We start from the raw sequence: 23,431 nt of genomic DNA on the forward strand, positions 1-23,431 counted from the left end.
GAAAGAGGCTCAGTCCTCTTTCTTCTCATACTCTTCCAAGTCTTCAATGTGCCACAGCTTGTTTCGTGTATTTCGGTTGATACGAGGTTGCGGCAAGCTGCCATCTTTTATTCTTCGCCAGAGCGTCGTATAGCTAATGTGGTAACGAGCCATAACTTCGTAAGATGTTAGAAAAGGGGTTACCTGGTGCGCTACTGCTGTCATCTACATTCTCCTGAAAATCAATGTAAAGCTATCATCGCCTGATTCATCACTTGTTGATGATCAGAAAGATGCATGATTTGTTCAGAAGATCAGCATGTATGAGGACACTGTAATTAATAGGCTAAAACTCGAAACTCTCAATATGAATCTGTCCAGCAGGAACTCCTATTGATACCAAATATTCTGTCATATCTCTCATAAACAAGGTTGGGCCACATATATACGCATACTGAAGTTCAGCATTAGGCACCAGAGTTTGTAAATGCTCTTTTGTCAATCGGCCTTGATTACTACTAATAATATTAGTGTAGCTAAAGTTTGGGTAGTTTCTTGAACGACGTACTAATTCTTGATGACAGAGAATTTCTTCTTCAAACCTTTCAACATGAATCATGGTTATTTTAGTCTGATCTTGTAGAGAAAAAGCACCAATGCCTCGTACCATAGACAAACTGGGGGTAATGCCAATACCCGCACTTAATAGAAGGAGATTATCAGGTACCACTGGCTTTTGGGTCAGTTCGTCTAATTGGATTGCGGTCATTTCACCTTGAACACCATTTAATTTGACTTCCAAACCCACTTCCGCATGGTCATGAAGCCAATTAGTAACTAAGCCGTTTGGCACACGTTTTACTGAAATATCTAAGGTATTATCACCATTGATACTATTAGGCGTTTCAGACAAGGTCCAAGTACGAATTTCAGAAGCAGCCCCACCAGAGATATCTGCAAACTCAAATGTGGCGTATTGTCCGGGTAAAAAAGCAATACGTCGAGGCACGACAAAACGAAAAGTCTTAACACTTTCAGTTTCGTTAACGATTTTAGCCAAGGTTGCCACTTGTGGGTATTCACTTTCAAGGTCGACGCTTTCTGTACCTGACACCGTAGGATTGTAAGGCGAATAATCTAAACGTTTCCAACGGTGACTAGTTACATTGTTGGTTCGAATCAAACTTGTAATATGAAAAACTATTTTTCTTGAAGCCCCTTCATAGCTGCCATCATGCTCCCAATCAACCGTTGCTCTGCCAGTCATTTGAATCATGCTGCCAGTGTCAAAATCAACCAAAGTAACACCCGCCCTATCATGGGATTCCAAATTACCGGACGTAAAGAACATGCCATTGCCTCTATACTCTGGCCACTCAATTGTGGATGGAGAAACAACACGGATAAAGCCTGGCTTACCTCCTCTATGATTGCAGTCAGTACCTACGCCTGGTGCGTAGCTACCTATCCATAAGGTGTCCATAGACTGAATAAAGTTTTGGTCATCTTCGCTTAACTTTGTACGTTCTTCTCGAATCGCATTTTTATTTATTGGATGAGCGTTGTTTGCATCATAGATAATTTCCCTACGATTAATGTATTTAGGACAATTAGGGCTGTATTCATCTACTTGTAGATTCAAGCCAGAAGTTCCCCCAACTTCCGAGGCCACTGAATGCCCATTAATTCGGTGTCTAATTCTTCGGTTTAGATCTATACCTAGCAGTGACAATGGTGTACCTGCCTCTATGAAGTTAAGGATGTCTAAGTTTGGAATGCAATCGCTAGAGATAGCCATTTCCTTTTCTGAGATCGCGGTTAAATCACCAGGTTTGCCAAACAGCGGGGTCACCCATACAGACTCACTTTTCAAATCAACACTGGCGAGCGCTGCAAATGACTGGGCTGCTAAAAATGCATCATGGCCAGAAGCAAAACTGAGAGCACTACGCTTACCCGCCGCAAGTTCAGCGGCGACACCTTTGGTTCCCGCTTTGTCTTGTGCGCTTAGTTCACCAGGATGGTAAGTTGAAACCGACATAGTACTCTCCTCATTTCACTATTGTTTAATTGGCGTGCATCATTGCCTTGAAGCCATCAATGGCCTCTACAGCGCGAAGCCATTTTTGAATTGAAGGGTAAGCATCAAGGCTAAAATTCCCTTCAGTCACTCGCGCGATATAACTGTAACAAGCAATATCAGCAATGGTCGCATGCTCACCTACTAGCCAATTGTTGCCAGATAAATGGGGTTCAAACAAATCATTAAATAATTTTTCGGTTTTTTCCCTTGCTGCAGCCTCGTCGGCTGGCATGCCGAATAATTGAATTGCCCGTAAGACGAATGGCCCATTCATTATTTCGTGCACAGCAACAGACAACCATTGCTGAATTTGTGCTTGAACCAATGCCTCTTGTGGATACCAGCTATTAGATTTATCGAACGTTCGTGCAAGATAAATAAGAATCGCTGTTGAATCGCGCAGAGTTATATCATCATGTGTAAAGGTTGGAACCTGACCTAAAGGGTTTTTCGCTAAGTATTCTGGGGCTTTATGCTCGCCTTTGGAAAGATCAACAACCTTGTCTGAATATTCCAACCCCAGAATATTTAAAAAGTTAGCGACACGGTGGCTGTTACCTGAAATAGGGTGACCGTATAGTGTAATCATTGGTATTACTCCTTAGTTGATTCAGTAAGCAACATTAAAAATTGTTCTAAAGTGCGCTGGGGTTTCTATTTCATCTAGCATTGCGATAGCAAAATCTTCTGCGCTGATATTGCTTTTGCCGCCTTGAGGATTAGTTAGCATGGTTCTACCAGCAATGCGAAACGTTCCTGTTCTTTCACCTGGTGCTATCATTCCACCTGGTGCTAATACAGTAAAATCAATGTCTGCAAGGGTCATCAGAGCAAAACCTTTCCGCATTCCGGTAGCCTCCGGCAAAATGCTTTCTGGTGTTAATTCCAGTGCACTTTGTCCATTTGGCATTTGTAATGAACTACCGCCTCCAACAGTCAGCAAGCGTTTGTTAGACTTCTGCTGAATTGCGATAAGTGCTTGCGTGAAGGCTTCGGCTTCAGCTACACCGTCATCGGTATTGCGTGGACTTAGTGCTGATACAATAACATCGGCTTGCGCTGCATGTTCGGATATAAACTCAACATCGTAAACATCGCCTTTTACTATGTTTACATTTGCAAGAGCAGGTACATTTTCAATATTACGGCTTAACGCTGTAATCGTATGGCCTCGTTCTACCGCTTCGTTCAAAATTCGGCTACCTATCATGCCTGTTGCACCAATTAAAAGAATGTTCATATGTAACTCCTAGTTAATAAAATCTATAAATACGTTTAAGCACTTGTTTCTAAGAGGCTTAAAACTAGTTCTGGACTACCATAAAACGCGCTGTGATCTACCTGTTCAATCTTTTCACCCTTAACTTGCAGTATCGTTGGTACGCCAGCAGAACCAACAAGACTCATTAGCTCGATAGCGCGCTGAGAAATGCTCTGAGCTTTTTTAGTATTTGAAAGGTGGTCAAGCTGTACGGCTTGGTCGTAATCAACACCTTCATCAACAAGAGCATTAATTACAGCTTGCTTATCTTGTGCGGACGTCCCTTCAACAAAACGCAATTTCTCTAACCTACGACGAAGAGAAAATTCTTTTTCTGCACCTTGATCATGCACAAGCGCAGCGGCGAGCGCTGAATAGCTAGAGTCTAAAACTTCGACTTTCGATCTAATAACATTCTGCGTATATATCTCACTGAAATTCTGTCCTGTGAGCTCAGCAATTCGGGCATCCATACGAATGATATAATCCCCTTTCCCATCTTTCATTTGAGGTGCATTGTCTCCTTGAAAAAGATGACGATGTAACACTTCTACATTTGCACCGCTTTCCAACAAGGCATCAAAAATTGGGGCAGCGCCGTAACACCAACCACAATAGGTGTCGTAGATGATGATAAAATTGTTTTTGCTCATATTACGTCTCTATATAAATCGCCCTAGTTGATGTAAAAACTATACGCCTACGAGACTGTTTGTAATATACTGACTTTACATAAACACTGTCAGCTTTTTATTTACAATGAACAATCACCTTAAGTACAACCTCAATCGCTTGGCTTACTTTGTCGCAATAGTCGAAGAAAAAACCATTACCGCAGCGGCTCAGCGTTTAGGTCTGAGCAAAGCGGTGGTGAGTAAGCAGTTACAGCTTCTTGAAGAGGAAGCTGGTGTTAATCTTATTGTGCGTAATACGAGGCATATGCATACAACAAAAGCGGGGGAAGTGTTTTATTTACAGAGTAAGGACGTACTAAATTATGCACAGCTTGCCTACGAAGGCTTAGCTCAAATAAGCCAAGAACCTACAGGCACAATCCGCATAACCTCACCTATTGATTTTGGTGTGGCGCAGTTATCGGCGTTTGTGGCTAATTTTTGCCAAAAGTACCCAAAAATTCAGATTGAATTGAGCTTGAGCGATGATATTGTCGACATTGTCAGTCAAGGCTTCGACCTATCTTTTCGAATTGGCTGGCTAAGTGATTCCTCTAACCGCGCAAGAAAACTTGGAACCTTTAAAGAAGTATTAGTGTGCGCCCCTAATAAAGTAACTGAGTGGCATCCTGAGAGCCCTAGTGACCTTAAACAACTTCCCTTTGCTGCGTATTATGGTATTGATCACTCCGCTCGTATATTTACGCAAAAAAATAAAACCAATAACCCAATACAAAGAACGGAAGTGCAGCTTCATTCAAATTTAACATTTAACGTGACTTCAGCACTTCGACAAGCATTACTAGAGGGGCATTACTTTGGCATTTTGCCCGATTTTGCCATTCAACAAGATTTAGACGCAGGTACTTTGGTGCTGCTTTTGCCTCATTGGCAGTTGCGAGAAGGAGGAATTTATATCGTGAGTCCACCCAGTACCTTACGAAGCCAAGCGGTTAAACTATTCATTAGCGAACTGGAAAAGAAGTTTATCTCTTAGTCATTATCGCTGAGAGCAAATACATTTATTTGCTCTCATATCCTATACCTCAACCTTAGTTAAAGGCACATACACTAAGCCCCTTTTCAAACGCTGGACGGCTTCGCAGCACTTTGACCCACTTATTTACATGTTGAAATTTTGACAGTTCAAGTCGCTCTGTCGCTAGATAATAATCCGTTAAACAGATCACCCATGGCGCAGTAGCAAAATCAGCAATAGAAATTTTGTCGCCTGCCAAGTATTCATTGTTAGGGAACCCGTGATTAAGTCCCTAGCATGAGATAATCCTCACCTTCATGATATGAGGAATATTCGATGGATCATCAGCTTACCTTCGCCGACAGTGAATACTGTTCTAAGCGTCGCCAAACCCGAAAAGAAATCTTTCTAGGGCGTATGGAGTTGCTGATTCCTTGGCAGAGGCAGGAGTCGGTGATCGAGCCTCATTACCCTAAGGCAGGTAACGGCCGCCGCCCATATCCACTGACAACGATGCTACTTATTCATTGTATGCAGCAGTGGTACAGTATGAGCGATCCAGCAATGGAGGATGCTCTTTACGAAATTGCATCTATGCGCCTGTTTGCAGGTCTATCACTGGACAAGCCGATTCCCGATCACTCTACCATTCTAAAGTTTCATCACCTTCTGGAGCGTCATGGCTTGGCCAGAAAGGTCTTTTCTGAAGTCAGCAACTGGCTGACTGAAGCAGGAGTACTAATCAAAGAGGGTACGCTGATGGACGCCACAATCATCGAAGCGCCCAGTTCAACCAAAAACAAAGCGGGTGAGCGTGACCCCGAGATGCATCAAGCAAAAAAAGGCAATCAATGGCACTTTGGCTTGAAAGCCCATATCGGTGTCGATGCTCAAACGGGTCTGACACACACGTTTACAACAACTGCGGCCAATGAACACGATCTAAATCAGGCAAAGCATTTATTGCACGGTGACGAAGATTTTGTCTTCGCGGATGCGGGCTACCGCGGAGCAGAAAAGCGAGAAGAGTTAAAAGATGTAGCCGTTGATTGGCACATTGCAGAGCAGCCTGGAAAGGTAAGGACGCTGAAGAAGCATCCGAGGATTAATAAAATGGCTATCAATATCGAATACATGAAGGCCAGTATTCGTGCCAAGGTTGAACATCCGTTCCGCATCATCAAGTGCCAGTTTGGTTTTACCAAAGCACGTTACCGAGGTTTGATGAAGAACGACTGTAAGCTGGCTATGTTGTTTGCTCTGGCGAATATTGCTCGCGTGGATCAGATGCTTCGAGCGTAAGATAGATCCGTCTGCAAGCCTGAAAAAGGCGTGCAGGTGGTCAAAAAACAAACAAATAATAGCGGTTAAGCGGCCGAAAGGCTTTGATAATAGATACTGCTAAATAGACAGGACTTAATCACAGGTTCCTTAGGATATACCTGAACGCATAACCTACCATTCTTTTCTCGATTAACGTTGGCAGCAAATTCATTAACCAATACAACTTTAGGATGTGTTGTCCCCCCTGTAACATGGCTAAATTTAACAACTTGTTCACCTGGATCACATTCATTTGCATGAACAAGGCTGCTTATTAGAGCTGTAGAAAGGGCTAAAGCGGTTAAGCTAAAAGATTTTTTTTCCATGACAGGGCGCCTATTGTTATAGTTATTAATTGCGGAGACTCGAAATATACAAATAAGTTTTACTCTCTAAATCCAGAGTTGCTTATTAATTGGCGTACATTTCTTACGGGTAAGTGAATCAACCTTAGACCCAGTATTTACAGAGAACCAATATCAAATAAGTTGCTAGCAATACCTTGGAGGTATGATGGAGTTTAGACATTTACGCTATTTCTGTGCGGTGGCAGAAGAGAAAAATCTCACTCGCGCAGCAGAAAAGCTGTTTATTGCTCAGCCCCCTCTAACGCGCCAGATTAAGCAATTAGAAGAGGATGTGGGAGCGCAATTATTTCATCGTCACTCACGAGGACTAACACTGACGCCTGCAGGGGAATACTTCTGGCAACAAGCCAAACAAATGTTGGCGAAAGCTGACATGGTCGTTGAAAATACTTGCCGTATCGCAGAAGAACAAAAGGCCGTTTTCAGTATTGGCTTTGTGCCATCCGTGTTTTACGGCCAGTTACCTTCTCTGGTTAGGGATTTGCGCCAACAGACTAACGCGAATATTTTGCTGCACGATTTAAAGACCGGTGAACAAATAGAAGCGTTGAAAACGGGGAAAATCGACATTGGTTTTGGACGTTTAATGATCCCTGATGAACAAGTTGAACAAGCTATTTTGTTTCAGGAACCCTTATTGGTTGCCTTGCATGTTGGTCACCCACTCCTTGAGCAAGGCGAACCGACGCTAGAAGATTTGGCGAAAATGCCGATGATTCTGTACCCCGCAAGCAAGGCTGCAACCCCAACCTTTGCTGATATCTGCACGTCTCTATTTACTGGTCGTGGGCTCACCACCAAAGTGACACAACAAGTCAATGATCTACAAACGGCGCTTGGGTTGGTGGCATCCGAAATGGGATTTACGTTAGTATCCGAACAAGTTCGCCATTTTGGACGGGATGATGTGGTCTTCATGCCCTTGCAAGACAAGTCCATCACCTGCCCAGTGATTTTCAGCCGTCGAAAAGAGCCAATGGACGCCATTACTGAGCTGGCTGTTAAGATCCTTAAAGATTTAGTTCAGCAGCGTCAAATTAACGATTAGCCTCATGTCACATTATGAACTATTTCGTGTGCAGTCGAATCTGTTCCGCGGCGTCTTGCAGGACTGGCAAACACTCGTCAATCAAAGTTTGATGACTGACACGTGACGCATTAGTACTCAGGTTGATTGCACCCAGCAAGGTCCCATCATACGTGAAAGCCGGCACAGCTAACGACCGTAAGCCAAGATCTAATTCTTGATCTACCACACAATAATTCTGCTCAGCGACCTGTTTCAGTTCACCCTCAAAAGCCAACTTGTCAACAATACTATGCTGAGTATAAGGATTCAGTGTCACACTTTTAAGCCATTCATCTTTTTCTTTATCCGGTAACTTGGCAACCAACATGCGCCCCATAGAAGTATAGGCTGCTGGCAGTCGAGTACCTGCGCTTAAAGTGATGGACATTAAACGATGGGCGGCGGGTGAACGAACAACATACATGATGTCTTGATTATCAAGTACAGCAAGCGACGAAGACTCTCCAAGTCGTGCCGTGATGTCATGTAAATAATGCTCTACCACATTGAGATGGTCGTTACTGACATTGTACGCATAACTTAGTGACAACACTTTAGGCGTCAACATGAACTTGCGCCCTTCTCGTTTAATGTATCCAAGCGCATGCAGGGTTAATAGAAAACGACGGGCTTTGGCTCTATCCATGCCAGTTTGCTCAGCCACTTCCGACAGCGTCATATCTTTATGCTGCGGATCAAATGACATAATGACATCCAAACCTGAAGCCAATGCACACACATAATCACGATGATCTGGTGACAGCTTTTCCTCACTCATACCCTGTTTTCTCATTGCCATTAATAACCCCGCCATTATTTATGATTCGGTACGCGCCTACCAGAGGGAAAGCACCCTTTCATAATATTTTTTGTTTAAGTCAAGACAAAATTTCAATTTTATCTTGACCAATAAACTTGGATTGATTTATCTTGTTCGCAATGCAAACTTATATTCGTATAACGAACAGGATACATTATGACAAAGTTTATGACACTAAAAGACGCTGTCGCGGCCTATATAAAAGATGGTGACACTATTGCTCTTGAAGGTTTCACACACCTCATACCTTTCGCTGCTGGACATGAAATCATCCGTCAGAAGAAGCGTGATCTGTCTCTGATTCGTATGACGCCTGATTTGATTTATGACCAATTAGTAGGTGCCGGTTGTGTACGCAAACTGACCTTCTCTTGGGGTGGTAATCCAGGTGTCGGCTCTTTACACCGCGTGCGCGATGCAATTGAACATGATTACCCTTGTAAGTTAGAAACGGTTGAACACAGCCATGCAGCTATGGCCAATGCTTATGAAGCAGGTGCAGCGGGCTTGCCATTAGCAGTTTTCCGCGGTTATGTAGGCAGTGAGTTACCTCTGGTCAACAAAGAAATTGCTTCCATTACATGCCCATTTACTGGCGAGCAATTAGCCGCTATCCCTGCCATCAAGCCTGATGTAGGCATTATTCATGCCCAAAAAGCAGACCGAGCAGGCAATGTACTGATCGAAGGGATTGTTGGTGTTCAGAAAGAAGTGGTTCTGTCAGCTAAAAACAGCATCGTTACCGTGGAAGAGATTGTTGATGACCTAGAGGTCACACCAAACGCTTGTGTGTTACCAGCTTGGACTGTGGATGCGATTGCGGTTGTGCCAGAAGGTGCGAAACCGTCTTATACACTGGGCTATTACGATCGAGACAACAACTACTACAAACAATGGGACAACATCAGTCGAGATAGAGACAGTTTCAACCAATGGTTGGAAACTCATGTGTTTGGTAAAGGAGAAGCTTAATATGACAACACGTAACGATTCAGTCCAATATACTTCTGCTGAAATGATGACCATCACAGCGGCACGTGCATTAAGAAACGACATGACCTGTTTTGTGGGTATTGGCTTACCAAGCGAGGCGGCCAACGTAGCACGTTTGACTCATGCACCAGACGTCACTTTGATCTACGAATCTGGCACATTGCAAACCAAACCCGAAGTGTTGCCGCTGTCAATTGGTGACGGTGAACTGTGTGAGTCTGCCCTAAACACCGTTTCGGTACCCGAAATGTTTCGTTATTGGCTACAAGGTGGACACATTGATGTTGGCTTTTTAGGAACGGCACAAATTGACCGTTTTGCAAACTTAAATACGACCGTCATCGCAGCCAATCACCCTGAAGATGGAAAAAGCGGCGCACACAGTTATGCTAACCCAAAAGTGCGCTTACCAGGTGGTGGTGGCGCTCCTGAGATCTCTACCAATGCGAAAGAAGTCTTTATCACCGTTAAACATTCAAAACGCACATTTGTGAAAGACGTAGATTTTATCACTACCATTGGTTTTGGTCGTGATGGTAAAGGTCGTGATAATCGACCAACCATTGGTCGGGGCCCTAGTGTGGTGATTACGGATTTATGTATTTTGAAACCCGATCCAGAATCCAAAGAACTGATTGTCACCAGTCTTCACCCTGGTACAACAAAAGAAGACGTCATTGAAGCAACGGGATGGGACATCAAATTTGCCGATGCCCTTGAAGACACACCTACGCCAAGCGAAAAAGAGCTTTCGATATTACGTGAGTTGAAAGCACGAACTGAAAAAGCACACAGTGCGCAGGAGGAAAAATGAGTTCTGTATACATTTGTCACCCTAAACGTTCTGCCGTAGGTCGCTATGCAGGCTCCTTGGCAGCAGTTCGTCCAGACGACATGCTGGCTCAAGTCATTCAAGCCGTGCTTAAAGACGTACCGGACCTAGACCCAGCAGCCATTGATGACGCTATTTTTGGTTGTGCCAATCAATCTGGTGAAGATAATCGAAACGTAGCACGCATGGCGACCCTATTATCCGGTATGCCTTACAGCGTCTCTGCGACGACGATAAACCGCTTATGTGGGTCCGGAATGGACGCTGTTGGCGCTGCATTTCGTGCCATTCAAGCGGGCGAAGCTGACTTAATGCTTGCGGGTGGTGTTGAGTCCATGTCGCGTGCGCCATTTGTGATGGGAAAACCCAACGCAGCATTCGACAGACAACAAACACTTGAAGACACCACCATGGGTTGGCGCTTCATTAACCCTGTCCTGAAAGGTTTGTATGGCACTGAAACCATGCCAGAAACTGCGGAAAACATTGCGGAACGCTACAACATAACGCGCGAGCAACAAGATCAATTCGCACTGCGCTCTCAGCAAAAAGCCAAAGCGGCGCAAGAAGAAGGTCGTTTTGCAGAAGAAATCACGCCAATCAAGATCCAACCTAAACGTGGCAATCTTATTGTGGTCGATCAAGATGAGCATCTGCGACCCAATACCACCTTGGAAGACTTAGCAAAACTGAAAGCGCCTTTTCGTAAGAATGGCTCTGTGACAGCAGGTAATGCATCTGGAATAAATGATGGTGCGGCCGCAATGTTGATTGCTAATGAAGACGCCGTTAAAAGTCATAAACTAGAACCCTTAGCAAAAATCATTGGCATGGCAACTGCTGGTGTTGAGCCAACCGTAATGGGGATTGGACCAGTCCCTGCGGTACAAAAATTATTAAAGCGTACTGGTCTTTCACTTGCCGATATGGATGTTATCGAATTAAATGAAGCCTTTGCGGTACAAGGGTTAGCCTGCATGCAAGAGTTAGGTCTTTCAGCTGATGACGAACGCATTAATCCAAATGGTGGCGCAATCGCCCTTGGACATCCACTAGGTATGTCGGGGGCTCGCTTATTACAATCTGCCGCGATGCAATTAAAACGCACGGGGGGACGCTATGCCCTGTGCACCATGTGTATTGGCGTTGGCCAAGGCATTGCCATGCTGATCGAACGGAGTGACATTTAATGCAGAAGTTATTTTTTACCTTTGAAGGTGATAACAGCAAACCTGTTATGGTACTTGGCCATCCACTTGGCATGAACAGCCGAGTTTGGGATGAGATTATGCCCGCGCTATTGAAGCATTATCTAGTGATTCGCTGGGACCTCCCCGGACACGGACTCAGTGACCCCCTTGAACCAAGCGCTTCTCCATTGACAATCAATGCATTGGTCAAACCGTTGATCGAAAAATGCGATGAACTAGGAATTGAAAAATTTCACTATGTTGGAACGTCCATTGGCGGGATGATTGGCCAACAGTTGGTTACTCAATACCCAGAGCGTTTGATCAGTGCAACCTTAACCAATACTGGAGCGAAAATTGGCAGCAAAGAAGCATGGCTAACTCGCCAGAAAGATGTCATGGCTCAAGGGTTGGAGAAAATGGCAGCGACCTTAGTAGTACGCTGGTTTAGCGAACATAGCATTCAAACAAAGCCTGACTTGGCAGACTTTTGGCAGAAGCAATTAGCTCAAGTAGATAATTATAGCTATGGTGCACTCTGTGAATGGCTTGGCAATATGGATCTTACAGATGAGTTAGGATCAAACTCGTTACCCGTTACATTAATTTGTGGTGAAAAAGATGTCGCAACCACACCAGAATTAATGCAAAAACTTGCTTCGTTAATGCGTATTAACGAGCTAAAAATCATCAATCAAGTTGGACATGTGCCATCTGTAGAGTCACCTGATGAACTTTTAGCTCTGCTTAACATTCATTAACGAGTTAGTGGTTAGTTGGCCTGGGGGGATTACCAGGCCATCGCTATGGCGAATGACAATGAGGCAGGACTTGGTGGCTCTGTCTGGACAAATGATATGAATAAAGCAAATGATGTTGCCTCAAAAATGGAATGCGGAAGCGTTTGGATCAACAAACATGGTGCGGTTCAACCTAATTCACCGTTTGGTGGTGTAAAGTCATCAGGACTAGGGGTTGAATTTGGTGAGGAAGGTTTATTAGCCTACACTAATATCCAATGTATATTGTCGTAATGCTTGGCACAGTCACCTAATAAATTTAGGTGACCTTTATAATTTTAATATTGGGTCGTTGAGATTGCATTTCGCTTAATAACGATATTTGATGTTTCTTTTATAAATTGCTTGGGTGTCAAACCAGTAAAATATTTCACTTCTTTAGATAAGTGAGATTCATCATAATAAGAAGAAAATGTTAAATCGCTTAGAGAAAAAGATTCTTTACTTCTATTAAAAACAATAAACTCAATTACACTTTGGAACCGAACTACTCTACAAAATTGCTTGGGTGACATACCAACTGAATTAGTAAATTTATCTCTAATTAAACGCTCACTTGAACCAATGTAATCAGATAAATCGGAGACTTTCAAACTTCCCCTATCTTCCAAAATTTTATTGATACTATAATCAATAAAATCCATTTTTTTGGGTTCAAAAAAACCCAAATCAAGCAACCACTTTTGAGTCAATAAGATACGCTCTTTGAAACTGATAGCATGCGTTATTTTCTCAGATAATTCACTACCGAAATTATTAACTCCAGATAAAGAAACACCTTTATTAATAAGTTCGGCATAACGTAAGAAGGTCAATCTTCGACTTACTGAGGTCGAAAGTCTAATTCCAAAATAGGTTCTACCCTTATTAAATTCTATAGATTGGGGAGCTAGGACGGAACCCCAAACGGTAGACGACACATTCTCTTTATCACAACAAAACTGAATATCCGCACATCCATCCGCAATCACTTTATTATGATCAGATGACGCATAAAACTGATATGTTTTTATAGTTAACAATACACTCTTGATAATCTTCAAAATCAGAATAAAAACAAAATTGAATAGGTATAGAACGATGGCTCATATGGAAACCTTTTTACTATTTTTGTGCCATATTTACCTGACACAAAAAATGAACTCTGTCTGCTATCCGAGCGTTTCTCCTAATCTTCCTTTTGAAACAATACGCTAGCGCCCCAGAACAAGCATTAATTTGGTCTAGGACGCTTTAACACGAGCCAACTTAATAGATGAACATTAAATTAGCTTAATTAAATAAATAGCATAGATTGATGTACATCACACATTTTTTACCGATCATTAACTTAATTTAACAATTCCTTAAACCAACTGGCGTAGCTTAGCAAAGCGTCATCTTCTCTGTATTTACCTATAAGTTGCAACCCAAGAGGAATGCCGTTCTCGTCTTTCATACCAGGCACGTTAATCACTGGTAGCCCCATGGCTTGCCATGGTCGACTCATATGTGGTGCGCCTGTAGCACTATGACCTAATGGAGCGATATCCGGTGCCGCTGGTGCCAACACAACTTCGACTTCGGGTGCGTAAGACCAAAGCCACTCTTGACACATTTGTGTCTCATGCAAGGAGTTAATATAGGTAGAACGATCCATGGTAAGGCCTTGTTTCATCAACGCCGCTAAAGGGTCGCTAAGCTGCTCTTCCTCAAAAGACTCTGTCGCTAGGTTACGACATACTTCCCAAGCCATAATATTGATGTGGTGATTAACCATGTCTTTTATGCGATTGCCTGCGTCTAGTTCAATCACTTGAACGCCTTGTGACTTAAGCAGTTCGATCGCACTTTCTGTCGCTTTTTTCATAGCAGTTGAGGTTTCACCCACACACTCACCATGGCAGACCATTACGCATTTTGGCGAGACAGCTTTGTTTGCTTTTATGGAAACGGATTGACGTAACAGTATGGCTCGTAAAAGCTGAATATCCTCGACGTTGCGCGCGAACAATCCGAGTGAGTCGAGCGATTGGGCTAAGGGTTGACCGCCGCGTAAAGAGAACTCTCCCCGACTTCCCACATAACCAATCGCGCCACAGTAGGCCGCTGGGCGAATGACTGAAGCCGCAGTTTGAGATCCCAGTGCCATAGGCACCATATTGTCAGCAATGGCAGCAGCAGATCCACTGGATGAACCACCCGGTGTGCGCTCTAAGTCGGCTGGGTTTTTGGTCTTACCGGGTTTAAAATAGGCGAATTCTGTCGTCACAGTTTTCCCTAATACGATACCACCCGCCGCACGAATTAAGGCAACACAGGTTGCGTCTTCAACTGGTTGTCTACCAACATGGATCGGAGATCCCATTTCAGTGAGCATTTCCTGAGTATCGATAATATCTTTCACACCCAGCGGTAAGCCTTTCAGTACACTGGCATCAAAAACTGCTTTGTTGGCTTGATAGTAGGCCAGATACTCTTCACGAGTACGGTTTACTTGCCATGCACCTACGTCGGATTCTCGAGCCTCTATACGATTAAAGCACGCCTCAATAAGCGCTTCGGTTGTGCAAGCATCATCCTCCAATGCACGTAGCATTTGACATAAGCCCATTTCATTCAGATCGATGTTGTTTTTCATAAATAAACCGCCTAGGGCTGCTTTATAAACGTAAAGACGTCTAATTAGTTAAAAAAGAACAAGTCAGAATTCAAACATTTCAGTCATGCTAAGCAACCGCTGTCGGACACCATAGTAGGCAGTTAGGACTTTGCCGAAAACGTGTGTTTGCGTTTTTAACATAGACAACACGAATTCGGCACTGACCAAAGTAATCCTTTTAATTCGGTAAGGCCGACCCGTAAGGAAGATTCTTGAGGATCTCGATCCTAAACAGATGAGTATTATGACTTGCTCAGTAGGATGTATTAAGGTTACTTAGTTTGAGCAACAGACTTTTCGTTCAAGCAATGATACGCTCGGTTGAAATACACTAAACCTTGACCATCCTTACCCACTTTTGCATCTTTCACACGACAATAAAATACAGTATGAGATCCAATTTCATGGCTTTCATGGATTTCACAGTCAAAACTCACTAGTGCCTCATCCAACGCAGGCGCGCCCGTTTTTAATGTTGTCCATTCGTGTTTAGCAAAGCGCTGTTCACTGTCTAATTCGCGGTTAGCAAAATCCCAAGAAACACCTTGGTGATGACTTTGTAAAACGTTTACACACAACACAGCATTCTTTTTAAAATGCGGATTAGCGAAAGAATTTCGGTTCATACACACCAACAAAGTTGGCGGCTCATCAGTCACACTGGTTACCGCCGTAGCTGTAAAACCAAAACGTCCAGCTTCACCATCGGTCGTGATCACGGACACAGCGCCACCAAGCAAGGACATACCATCGCGAAAAATTTTAATATCTATCATAGTGTTCTCCTACCCTTGTTAAGGGGTGTTAAATATCGAGGACTAGTCGCGGAGTCTGTGAGCGAGAACAACACAAAGTAATTTGATCGTTGTCTTCTTTCTCTTCTTCCGTCAAGTAAACGTCTCGGTGTTCAGGGGTGCCTTCAATCACATCGCATAGACAAGTGCCGCATGTTCCCTGTTCACAAGAAACCTTCACTTTCACTCCGGCTGCTTTCAGTGCGTCGGCAATACTTTCATTTTCACCGACCTGTACTGTTATACCGCTCTGCTCGGCAACGACTTCGAAACTTGTGCCACCCGTTTCAACTTCAACGTTAAAAAACTCTTTATGAACATTTTTATCTGCCATTCCGAGATTTTTTGCTGTGCTGATCACCCACTCCATGAAACCATTGGGCCCACAAACATATAAGTGGGTGTCTGCATCTGCATCTTTTAGAACGGTTTCCAAATCCAAGCGCTGATCGTTAGAGTCAAAATGTAAATTGACGCTGTCGGAGAAAGAGCATGAAGCTAATTCATCTAGGAAGCCGCTTGTTTCAGGTGATCTGCTGCAATAATGCAACTCAAAGGCTTTGTCTTCTGCCTTCAAGGAGTACGCCATCGCAATCATCGGTGTAATCCCAATGCCACCCCCAATCAATATGGATCGCTTGGCACTTGCCTCTAATGGAAAATGATTACGTGGGACACCAATGGATAACTCAGTACCCTCTTGCAAATTAAGATGGGCAGCAACTGATCCACCGCGCGAGTTAGGATCTTTTAGAATACCCAAACGATACGCACTGGTGTCGGCAGGATCATTACACAATGAATATTGACGGATCAGATCTTCATCAAGATGCACATCAATGTGTGCACCGGCCTCAAAAGCTGGCAATGCCTCACCATTGAGGCTCGCAAGCTCTAAAGCAACCACACCGTCGTTGTGGTTTTCTCGTTTACGAACAACTACTTTCAATAATGTTTCAGACATCCAACTCTCCTCCCGAACCAGCCTAATTCGGGCACTGGTTCTCAGATATAACTAATAAAACTCGTCAAACAGTCGGACTGTTTAACGCATAAACAAACCACCATTAACATCCCATGTTGTACCCGTGGTGAAGTAGGCTTCTGGTCGTGCGAATTGCACAACCATGTCACCTATAAAGTCTGCATCACCTAGTTGGCCAACAGGAATCGCCCCTAATAAAGTAGGTAAGCGCTCTTCTGGCACCAATGCAGAAACCATAGGCGATTCAATTGGACCTGGTGCGATGGCATTAACCGTCACGCCTTTACTCGCAAGCTCTTTGGCAAAGACTTTGGTTACCGTCAAGATACCGCCTTTGGAAGCGGCGTAATGAGCACCGGTAGAAGTGCCTCCATTTTGGCCTGCCAAAGACGACATATTGATGATACGGCCATAGCCTTGTTCAGCCATGTATTTACCTAATACTTGGCAGCCTACAAATACACCACCAAGATTGATATTTACCACTTCATTAAATTCTTCAAGGGAAATATCCATAACCGGAGTGGCTTTAGTGACTGCCGCGTTATTGACCAACACATGCAGAGCACCAAATTCAGCTATTGCAAACTTTAATGCCGCTTCAAAATCGGATTTCTTGGCGATATTCAACTCGCAAGCAATGGCGTTTTCCCCTTTGGAATCAAGGGAAAGCGCAGCGGCTTTCGCCGCTTCGCCATTAGCGTCCGTTAATACCACACGAAAACCTGCCGCAAACAATCGCGATGCGATATGAAACCCTAGCCCTTGCGCAGCACCAGTTACCAGTGCCACGTTTGATTGTGTAGATTGAGACATTTTTTCGCCCTCTTTTTGAGTCATGAAAGACCGTTAAAAGATGAAACTTACTGTGCGTAAGAACCCGTCAGCATGCATCAGCTTGACCACTTTACGATCAATCACAAAACCGTCAGCAGATGGTTTCAAGCGATATTCCAAGTCCGCTGGGTATGACACAAGATTACCGTGACGCAATTCATTCAATGTCATCGCACAGCGCACAACAATATAGTCTGCTGTTTCTTCCAAAATACGCAGGCGGGAAATCATTCGAACCGTACCACTAACAGAACCAGCGGATACCGATTCACCACTTTCCAAACGAGCCACACGCATGCGGCGCATATCGGCGTCATCTAGCGCTAGGTTCAAGGTGTTTTCATAGTCCGTTTCATTATTGTCAGTCGGTACAATATATAAACCGTCCTTACTCCAAAGAGACAACCAGTCTTGATACTCTTTGTGATCCAATAAATCAGCTTCATGCCAAATAAATGCCGTTGCCTTGTTAAGCAGGTCTGTATTAATGGTCATCTTATTTCTCCCCTTCGGCAGCCATCATTTGCTTGTATTTTTGGTACGCTCCACGCATGCCGGTTTCAGAACACACGGCACCAGCGACATTACCATCTGGTGACTTATGTAGATTTTCCATACCACGGTTAACAAGAATCCAGCCATCTTTACCTGCCATAGATCCTTTCTGAACACGCTCCCACGCTTCACCATCATCAGGCGTCCCGAAGCCCATAGGCCCTTGGAAATGCTCGTGTAGACGCATACGCTTACGATTGAAGGATGCAGGAGCGCCTTCACCACCCAGTGCGACGTGCTGAATTTCTGTTACCTCAGCACTCACTGGGCGCAATACGCGGAAGAACGCCATCGAACACGATACATTAGGGAATAAGTTCAAGTTGAAGCCAGTACCGTGTGCGGCACGAACAAGACGTTTCACTTGCTCTTCGTCTTGACCTTCATCACGCAAGGCTTGGGCAAGATCTTCAAAACGCTCAGGAATCGGCTGATCCAAGTCGTCTTCTAAATCCACTAAGTCAGGGATCATCACCATAACGCTGTGACCATGGCCCAAATCTTCAACAAAACCATCACCATCAAGGAAATCGAAAATATCTGCCGTAGCGTCATCTAATGAGCTGATGAATGACTTATGGATAATTGGAAAATGATAAGCATCCGTTGTATTTTCAAGCTGAATTTTCCAGTTACCTGGGAAGTTGAAGCGATGCTCACCTAAGACTTTTAGTGGATAACCGCCACCTTGTTTAACAAACAGATCGATCCATTTTTTCGCGCCACCTAAGAAATCTTCTAGTGGCTCAATGTCGTCTTTAAAGGTTGCAAACACCAAACCTTGGTAGGACTCATGACGCAAACTATCCAATGGCAGATCGTTTTTATCGAGGACACCCTCGTACTCTTCTGCTTTTGGAATGGCACGTAAACTACCGTCTAGACCGTAACCCCAGCCGTGGTATGGGCAAGTAAACGCTTTTGTCTTACCTTTACGGCCTTCACATACCGTTGCCCCACGGTGACGACAGCGGTTCAACAAGACATGTAGATTCTTTTTACGGTCACGACTCAAGATCACAGGATGACGACCAACGAACGCTGTTTTAAAGCTGCCGGCATCTGGCACTTCGCTTTCGTGACCAATGTAGATCCAAGTGTTCTGGAAAACTTTATCAAGTTCTTCTTCAAAGATTTCTGGGTCTGAATATAAGGCTTTGTGAACACGACCCTCTTCAACCATATCTGCCGCTTTTTGACTGATATTTTTTAATTCAATTAATTCACTCATCTTCTTTCTCTCTCTAAACTTTTGAAATCGACCCTATTGCTCTTATGTCAGCTTATTTAGGGACAGGCAATGTGGCGTCATCATTCCAATCTGATACAGGACGACTGAACAGATTTTCAGTTTGAAAGTGTGCCATTCGCCAAATGCCGTCATCACGGCGAAACGACACGCTCAAACGTGCACTGTTCAAGTGAGATCCACCGGCACTAAAACTCGACACTTGAATCATGTTCCAACTACCAAAAGCCTTGTCGCCATCCACTTGAATGACTTCAGATGACAGGTAGTGCACATTTAAAGAAAAATGCGCGGGCTCAACGGTGTATTTGGATAACATAGCGACGATGGCATCACGACCTTCAAATCCACCAAAGCTCTTCGCATAGCGGGCACCTTTACCCTCCCACTTAGCGTCTTTGGTGAACAAATCACCCAATTCATCCAATGGCGTTGATGGATTGAGGTGATCACATAAGTCCATATAACGATTGATACAAGCACGAATCGCGCGGTCGCTTTCCAAAGCGTCAATTCGTGCCAATATCGCTTCTAGCTCATTCGTGTTCTTCATACTTGTACCCTTAAATTTATCGTTAGGCCTTAGGCGCGCTGTACAATTAGTTCACGACCGATACGAGATTCGATTTTCACGTAACGCCAAAGTTTGTATGGCGTGTCGCCAACCGCTGTCGTACGTAGCAAGTTGCAGCAGGCAACTACCGTGTCGTAGTCTTTAACATCCGCTAGAAGGTAAGTAGTCCAAGGGTAGCCATCAGAAGGACCCACCATGCTTTGATCGTCATCCATATTGCCAATCACTTGAACACCATCCATATCGTGAATGCCGTTCCACATTTCACCGAATGCCGCCCAAACATCTAGTTGCTCTTCGCGTGCTGCGTCCATGAAGTTCTGGTTGATACCCATGCAAAACATAACGCGTAATGGTTTTTTTTCGCTCATCGTTCATTTCTCCAATAGTCAATAATTTTGTCTAATTACAGATAGATTTAGGTTTAATCTTATAAGTAACCTGGTAACGGTTTTTGTCCGAAGAAAATGGCTCCGGCATTTTGCCAAGTAATATCTCCCATAAACGCATGCTGAGTAACGACTTGCGCATCGTTAACAAAGCGTGACAATGGGCTGGCTTTATATACGCCCGTCATACCGGATACCATTTGCACTTTACGTGCAACATCAGCACCCACACGAGAAGCATGCGTCGAAGAAAGACGTAATAAATTGATTTGCTCTACAGATAAGGCTTCGTTCTTTTCTAAGGTCTGCCAAGCATCATTGATTGACTCATAAAAGAAGCAACGAGCAGCACGAAGATCAGCATCGGCTTTTGCCACTTCGGCTTGAGTTAGAGGACGCTCGCCGATGTTTGGTGCGCCAGTTACCGAGGCACGACCAGCCGCCATAGCTTTAAGTTCGTCCAATGCTGCTCGTGCAATACCCAAACTAACGACTGCCAACACTTGAGTTGCTAAAGAAAGCGAAGGATAACGGAATAAAGGACCTTCAACGGTAGAAGCACCGCCACGAATACAAGTCCAGTCTTCAGGTACATCAACGTTGTTTACAACCAAGTCGTGACTACCAGTACCGGCCATCCCAGTCACATCCCAGTTATGTTCTATTTTTAATTTACCTGAAGGCATTACAGCCATGCGAGGTGCACCGATGGTCTCGCCCTCACCGTCTTTAGGTAAGATACCCACACCAATCATATCAGCGCCTTTGGAGCCACTAGACCAGCTCCACCGACCTTTCACATCGTAATTTCCTGCACGAAGCTCTGCAGGTTGAGGCGGGAAAATCCCCCCTGCGAAAACAACATCGGGGGATTCTGAATAAATTTTCTCTAAAGTGGCCACAGGGAGTCCGGATAGGTATATGGCACCAATACCAAAGCTCGCTACCCAACCTGCAGAACCGTCAGCCTTGGAAATTTCTTCAACAACTTCACAAAATTGAGCTGGAGTAATTTCGTCACCACCAAATTTCTTAGACACCAAGGCGCGATAAATACCTAAACGTCGAAACTGTTCAATAACATCTTGGCTAATGAACTGTTGTTCATCGAACTCGTGATCACGAGCACGTGTTCTAATGTCATCCATTACTTTCTTAAACTCTTCAGTTCCTAACACATCAAACACAGATCCTGAGGTGTTCTTATTGTTAAGCGTTTCTATGCTATTCAGACTCATATTTAGCTCCTCAAATGCAGACTTGGTTACAGGCTCTACAGGGCGAGTGCAATATTTGATTGAAAATTCTTGTTATTTTTACTGCATTAATAAAAAACTAAAAAACTTCCTTTACTTCATCAAACCACACTAACCAGCCTTTAAACGCCCCGTTTTGCATCATTCAAAAACATCAAATAAACGTATAAAGAATGTTAATAAGGTCGTACTAATTACTTTACTTGTCAACTAATTTTTCAATTTAAAGATCAACAAAAGAAAGATACTCATAATTTTATAAAATCAAGACGAAGGGTAATAATCCACCCAAAAAAGCCATATATTTTTGATTTTAAACAAAAAAAACTATTTTTTCTTATGAATCTGGTCGTTGTAAAATATTTAAAAATCTACTTTTAAGAGTTTTTTATATTTTTAAAAAAGTGTTTTTGTTGTTTTTTTTATGTTGTTTTTTACAAAAAACAATGGCACGCTGAATTCAATCAATGAAAAAATGTGCACCTATTCGATGAATATTAAAAACATAATAAATGCCCATTGAAGCGTGACGTAATGAAGCTTTAGAGGGCTATAAGCACTCAAAAACAACCAGTTTTGATGACAAAAGGAAACTCTTATGACACCTAAAAAAGTAATTTCTACTTTATTTTTAAGCTCTATTCTGCTCACTCCTATGGCTCATGCCGACATAAAAATTGGTGTTGTAAGCTCCAGCACTGGCCCCATAGCGCTAGTAGGCATTCCTCAGAAAAATACCGTTCCATTGCTCCCAACGTCTGTCGGCGGTGAGAAAATCTCTTACATCACTTTGGATGATGGCAGTGATCCAACCGCTACAGTCAAAGCATTCAAGAAACTAATTGATGAAGAAAAAGTGGATGCCATCATAGGTCCCAGCGGGTCTGGCAATGCGATGGGGGTTATTCAGTTCGTTGCCGAGTCAGGCACACCAATGCTGGCACCTGTAGGGACCGCTGCAGTTGTTCTACCTATGACAGAGCAGAAGAAATGGGTATTTAAAACTACACAGAATGACGACCTCATTGCTGATGCATTAGTCGACTATATGAAAGCAACGGGGGTTAAAAGCATTGGTCTTATTGGCACGGCGGATCCTTATGGCGAAAACTGGTCCAAGGTTATGGAAGACCTAACTCAAGATGCAGGCATTGAAATTGTTGCAAACGAGAAATTCCAGCGCCAAGACACCTCGGTAACAGGTCAGAGCTTAAAAGTTCTACTGGCCAACCCTGATGCTGTTTTAATTGCCGCTCCTGGCAGCTCATCAGTCATGCCTCAAACCACTCTTAAAGATCAAGGGTACGGTGGAAAAATCTATCAGACTCATGGCGCAGCACTCGATCCCTTCCTTCGTCTAGGTGGAAAAGCTGTCGAAGGTACCATTCTGGCTGCAAGCTCTATGCTGGTGTTAGACGAAGTTCCAAGCAGTGACTCTAAAGACATCGCCACCAAATACATCACCGATTACAAAGCCCTTCATGGTGAAATACCCGCTACGTTTGGTGGCAATGTTTTAGATGCTGGTCTGCTTCTTGAGAACGCCATTCCAAAAGCACTTAGGTCAGGTAAACCTGGTTCAGCGGAGTTTCGTAGCGCACTTCGTGATGCACTTGAAAACACAAAAGAAATGCCGGCGACACAAGGCGTTTATAACATGACCCCAGAAGACCATAGCGGCTTTGATGAACGCGGCCGCGTTTTAATCACCGTCAAAGATGGCAAATGGACACTCTTAAAATAATACCTGCCCCATAAGGAGGTGGGCATCCACTACACC

General features: G+C 43.7%; 26 protein-coding genes and 1 pseudogene. 9 read left to right on the forward strand and 18 right to left on the reverse strand.

Annotated features, from left to right (window positions below; genetic code table 11):
• Positions 1–9: 9 nt before the first annotated feature.
• From AYW75_RS17440 to AYW75_RS17460, 5 genes are all read right to left on the reverse strand, one after another.
• Complete coding sequence (locus AYW75_RS17440) at positions 10–204, reverse strand: helix-turn-helix transcriptional regulator (protein WP_000127614.1); 195 nt, start codon at positions 202–204, stop codon at positions 10–12.
• A gap of 121 nt (positions 205–325) precedes the next feature.
• Positions 326–2,020, reverse strand: a complete 1,695-nt coding sequence (locus AYW75_RS17445; protein WP_067102260.1) for an FAD-binding oxidoreductase — start codon at positions 2,018–2,020, stop codon at positions 326–328.
• A gap of 25 nt (positions 2,021–2,045) precedes the next feature.
• Complete coding sequence (locus tag AYW75_RS17450) at positions 2,046–2,651, reverse strand: glutathione S-transferase family protein (RefSeq protein WP_067102263.1); 606 nt, start codon at positions 2,649–2,651, stop codon at positions 2,046–2,048.
• 21 nt (positions 2,652–2,672) lie between these two features.
• Positions 2,673–3,302: an NAD(P)-dependent oxidoreductase gene (locus AYW75_RS17455; protein ID WP_067102265.1), complete on the reverse strand. Its 630-nt coding sequence runs from the start codon at positions 3,300–3,302 to the stop codon at positions 2,673–2,675.
• 35 nt (positions 3,303–3,337) lie between these two features.
• Complete coding sequence (locus tag AYW75_RS17460; RefSeq protein WP_067102268.1) at positions 3,338–3,976, reverse strand: DsbA family protein; 639 nt, start codon at positions 3,974–3,976, stop codon at positions 3,338–3,340.
• A gap of 106 nt (positions 3,977–4,082) precedes the next feature.
• Between AYW75_RS17460 and AYW75_RS17465 the strand changes: the two genes are divergently transcribed.
• A complete protein-coding gene (locus AYW75_RS17465) occupies positions 4,083–4,994 on the forward strand; it encodes a LysR family transcriptional regulator (protein WP_067102271.1) in 912 nt (303 codons plus the stop codon).
• Between the two features lie 55 nt (positions 4,995–5,049).
• Here AYW75_RS17465 and AYW75_RS19250 read toward each other — a convergent pair.
• Positions 5,050–5,241 (reverse strand): annotated as a pseudogene (locus tag AYW75_RS19250) (glutathione binding-like protein); the annotation flags it as partial.
• Between the two features lie 71 nt (positions 5,242–5,312).
• Between AYW75_RS19250 and AYW75_RS17475 the strand changes: the two are divergent.
• A complete protein-coding gene (locus tag AYW75_RS17475; RefSeq protein ID WP_067102257.1) occupies positions 5,313–6,278 on the forward strand; it encodes an IS5 family transposase in 966 nt (321 codons plus the stop codon).
• Between the two features lie 65 nt (positions 6,279–6,343).
• Here AYW75_RS17475 and AYW75_RS17480 read toward each other — a convergent pair whose 3' ends face one another.
• A complete protein-coding gene (locus AYW75_RS17480) occupies positions 6,344–6,625 on the reverse strand; it encodes a hypothetical protein (protein WP_067102276.1) in 282 nt (93 codons plus the stop codon).
• A 187-nt stretch (positions 6,626–6,812) separates the two neighbouring features.
• Here AYW75_RS17480 and AYW75_RS17485 point away from each other — a divergent pair, with 187 nt between their 5' ends.
• Positions 6,813–7,715: a LysR family transcriptional regulator gene (locus tag AYW75_RS17485; protein ID WP_067102279.1), complete on the forward strand. Its 903-nt coding sequence runs from the start codon at positions 6,813–6,815 to the stop codon at positions 7,713–7,715.
• A 19-nt stretch (positions 7,716–7,734) separates the two neighbouring features.
• Here the strand turns inward: AYW75_RS17485 and AYW75_RS17490 are convergent, their stop codons facing one another.
• Positions 7,735–8,535: an IclR family transcriptional regulator domain-containing protein gene (locus AYW75_RS17490; RefSeq protein ID WP_231886241.1), complete on the reverse strand. Its 801-nt coding sequence runs from the start codon at positions 8,533–8,535 to the stop codon at positions 7,735–7,737.
• Positions 8,536–8,712: 177 nt separating this feature from the next.
• Here AYW75_RS17490 and AYW75_RS17495 point away from each other — a divergent pair, with 177 nt between their 5' ends.
• From AYW75_RS17495 to AYW75_RS17515, 5 genes are read left to right on the forward strand one after another with little or no spacing between them, the layout of a single operon-like run.
• Positions 8,713–9,528 carry a CoA transferase subunit A gene (locus AYW75_RS17495; protein ID WP_067102284.1) on the forward strand — a complete coding sequence of 272 codons (816 nt, stop codon included), beginning with the start codon at positions 8,713–8,715 and terminating at the stop codon, positions 9,526–9,528.
• A 1-nt stretch (position 9,529) separates the two neighbouring features.
• On the forward strand, positions 9,530–10,363 hold the full coding sequence (locus AYW75_RS17500; RefSeq protein ID WP_067102287.1) for a CoA-transferase subunit beta: 834 nt from the start codon (positions 9,530–9,532) through the stop codon (positions 10,361–10,363).
• Entirely contained in the window at positions 10,360–11,571 is a 1,212-nt protein-coding gene (pcaF, locus tag AYW75_RS17505) for a 3-oxoadipyl-CoA thiolase (protein WP_067102290.1), read from the forward strand. The genes AYW75_RS17500 and pcaF overlap by 4 nt, the downstream gene beginning before the upstream one ends.
• Positions 11,571–12,332 carry an alpha/beta fold hydrolase gene (locus AYW75_RS17510; protein WP_067102292.1) on the forward strand — a complete coding sequence of 254 codons (762 nt, stop codon included), beginning with the start codon at positions 11,571–11,573 and terminating at the stop codon, positions 12,330–12,332. Before pcaF ends, AYW75_RS17510 begins: the two co-directional genes overlap by 1 nt.
• Before the next feature lie 45 nt (positions 12,333–12,377).
• Positions 12,378–12,605 (forward strand): aldehyde dehydrogenase family protein, encoded by a 228-nt coding sequence (locus AYW75_RS17515; protein ID WP_067102295.1) that lies wholly within the window; start codon positions 12,378–12,380, stop codon positions 12,603–12,605.
• Positions 12,606–12,649: 44 nt separating this feature from the next.
• Here the strand turns inward: AYW75_RS17515 and AYW75_RS17520 are convergent, their stop codons facing one another.
• From AYW75_RS17520 to AYW75_RS17565, 10 genes are all read right to left on the reverse strand, one after another.
• Positions 12,650–13,393, reverse strand: coding sequence for a helix-turn-helix domain-containing protein (locus AYW75_RS17520; protein ID WP_156490882.1), 744 nt, complete (start codon positions 13,391–13,393; stop codon positions 12,650–12,652).
• Positions 13,394–13,701: 308 nt separating this feature from the next.
• Positions 13,702–14,991: an amidase gene (locus AYW75_RS17525; RefSeq protein ID WP_067102300.1), complete on the reverse strand. Its 1,290-nt coding sequence runs from the start codon at positions 14,989–14,991 to the stop codon at positions 13,702–13,704.
• A 293-nt stretch (positions 14,992–15,284) separates the two neighbouring features.
• Positions 15,285–15,788, reverse strand: coding sequence for a flavin reductase (locus AYW75_RS17530; protein ID WP_067102303.1), 504 nt, complete (start codon positions 15,786–15,788; stop codon positions 15,285–15,287).
• A 28-nt stretch (positions 15,789–15,816) separates the two neighbouring features.
• Positions 15,817–16,770, reverse strand: a complete 954-nt coding sequence (locus tag AYW75_RS17535) for a PDR/VanB family oxidoreductase (protein WP_067102306.1) — start codon at positions 16,768–16,770, stop codon at positions 15,817–15,819.
• Between the two features lie 81 nt (positions 16,771–16,851).
• Complete coding sequence (locus tag AYW75_RS17540) at positions 16,852–17,607, reverse strand: SDR family NAD(P)-dependent oxidoreductase (RefSeq protein WP_067102308.1); 756 nt, start codon at positions 17,605–17,607, stop codon at positions 16,852–16,854.
• A gap of 33 nt (positions 17,608–17,640) precedes the next feature.
• Complete coding sequence (locus tag AYW75_RS17545) at positions 17,641–18,123, reverse strand: aromatic-ring-hydroxylating dioxygenase subunit beta (protein ID WP_067102311.1); 483 nt, start codon at positions 18,121–18,123, stop codon at positions 17,641–17,643.
• Position 18,124: 1 nt separating this feature from the next.
• Positions 18,125–19,414, reverse strand: coding sequence for an aromatic ring-hydroxylating oxygenase subunit alpha (locus tag AYW75_RS17550; protein ID WP_067102315.1), 1,290 nt, complete (start codon positions 19,412–19,414; stop codon positions 18,125–18,127).
• 52 nt (positions 19,415–19,466) lie between these two features.
• Positions 19,467–19,985 (reverse strand): nuclear transport factor 2 family protein, encoded by a 519-nt coding sequence (locus AYW75_RS17555; RefSeq protein ID WP_067102318.1) that lies wholly within the window; start codon positions 19,983–19,985, stop codon positions 19,467–19,469.
• Positions 19,986–20,014: 29 nt separating this feature from the next.
• A complete protein-coding gene (locus AYW75_RS17560; RefSeq protein WP_067102321.1) occupies positions 20,015–20,377 on the reverse strand; it encodes an IacB protein in 363 nt (120 codons plus the stop codon).
• Positions 20,378–20,436: 59 nt separating this feature from the next.
• Positions 20,437–21,633 carry an acyl-CoA dehydrogenase family protein gene (locus AYW75_RS17565; protein WP_156490883.1) on the reverse strand — a complete coding sequence of 399 codons (1,197 nt, stop codon included), beginning with the start codon at positions 21,631–21,633 and terminating at the stop codon, positions 20,437–20,439.
• 616 nt (positions 21,634–22,249) lie between these two features.
• Here AYW75_RS17565 and AYW75_RS17570 point away from each other — a divergent pair.
• A complete protein-coding gene (locus AYW75_RS17570) occupies positions 22,250–23,395 on the forward strand; it encodes an ABC transporter substrate-binding protein (protein ID WP_067102324.1) in 1,146 nt (381 codons plus the stop codon).
• Positions 23,396–23,431: the final 36 nt, after the last annotated feature.

The sequence above is a fragment of the Marinomonas atlantica genome (assembly GCF_001639725.1).
Taxonomy (GTDB): Bacteria; Pseudomonadota; Gammaproteobacteria; order Pseudomonadales; family Marinomonadaceae; genus Marinomonas; species Marinomonas atlantica.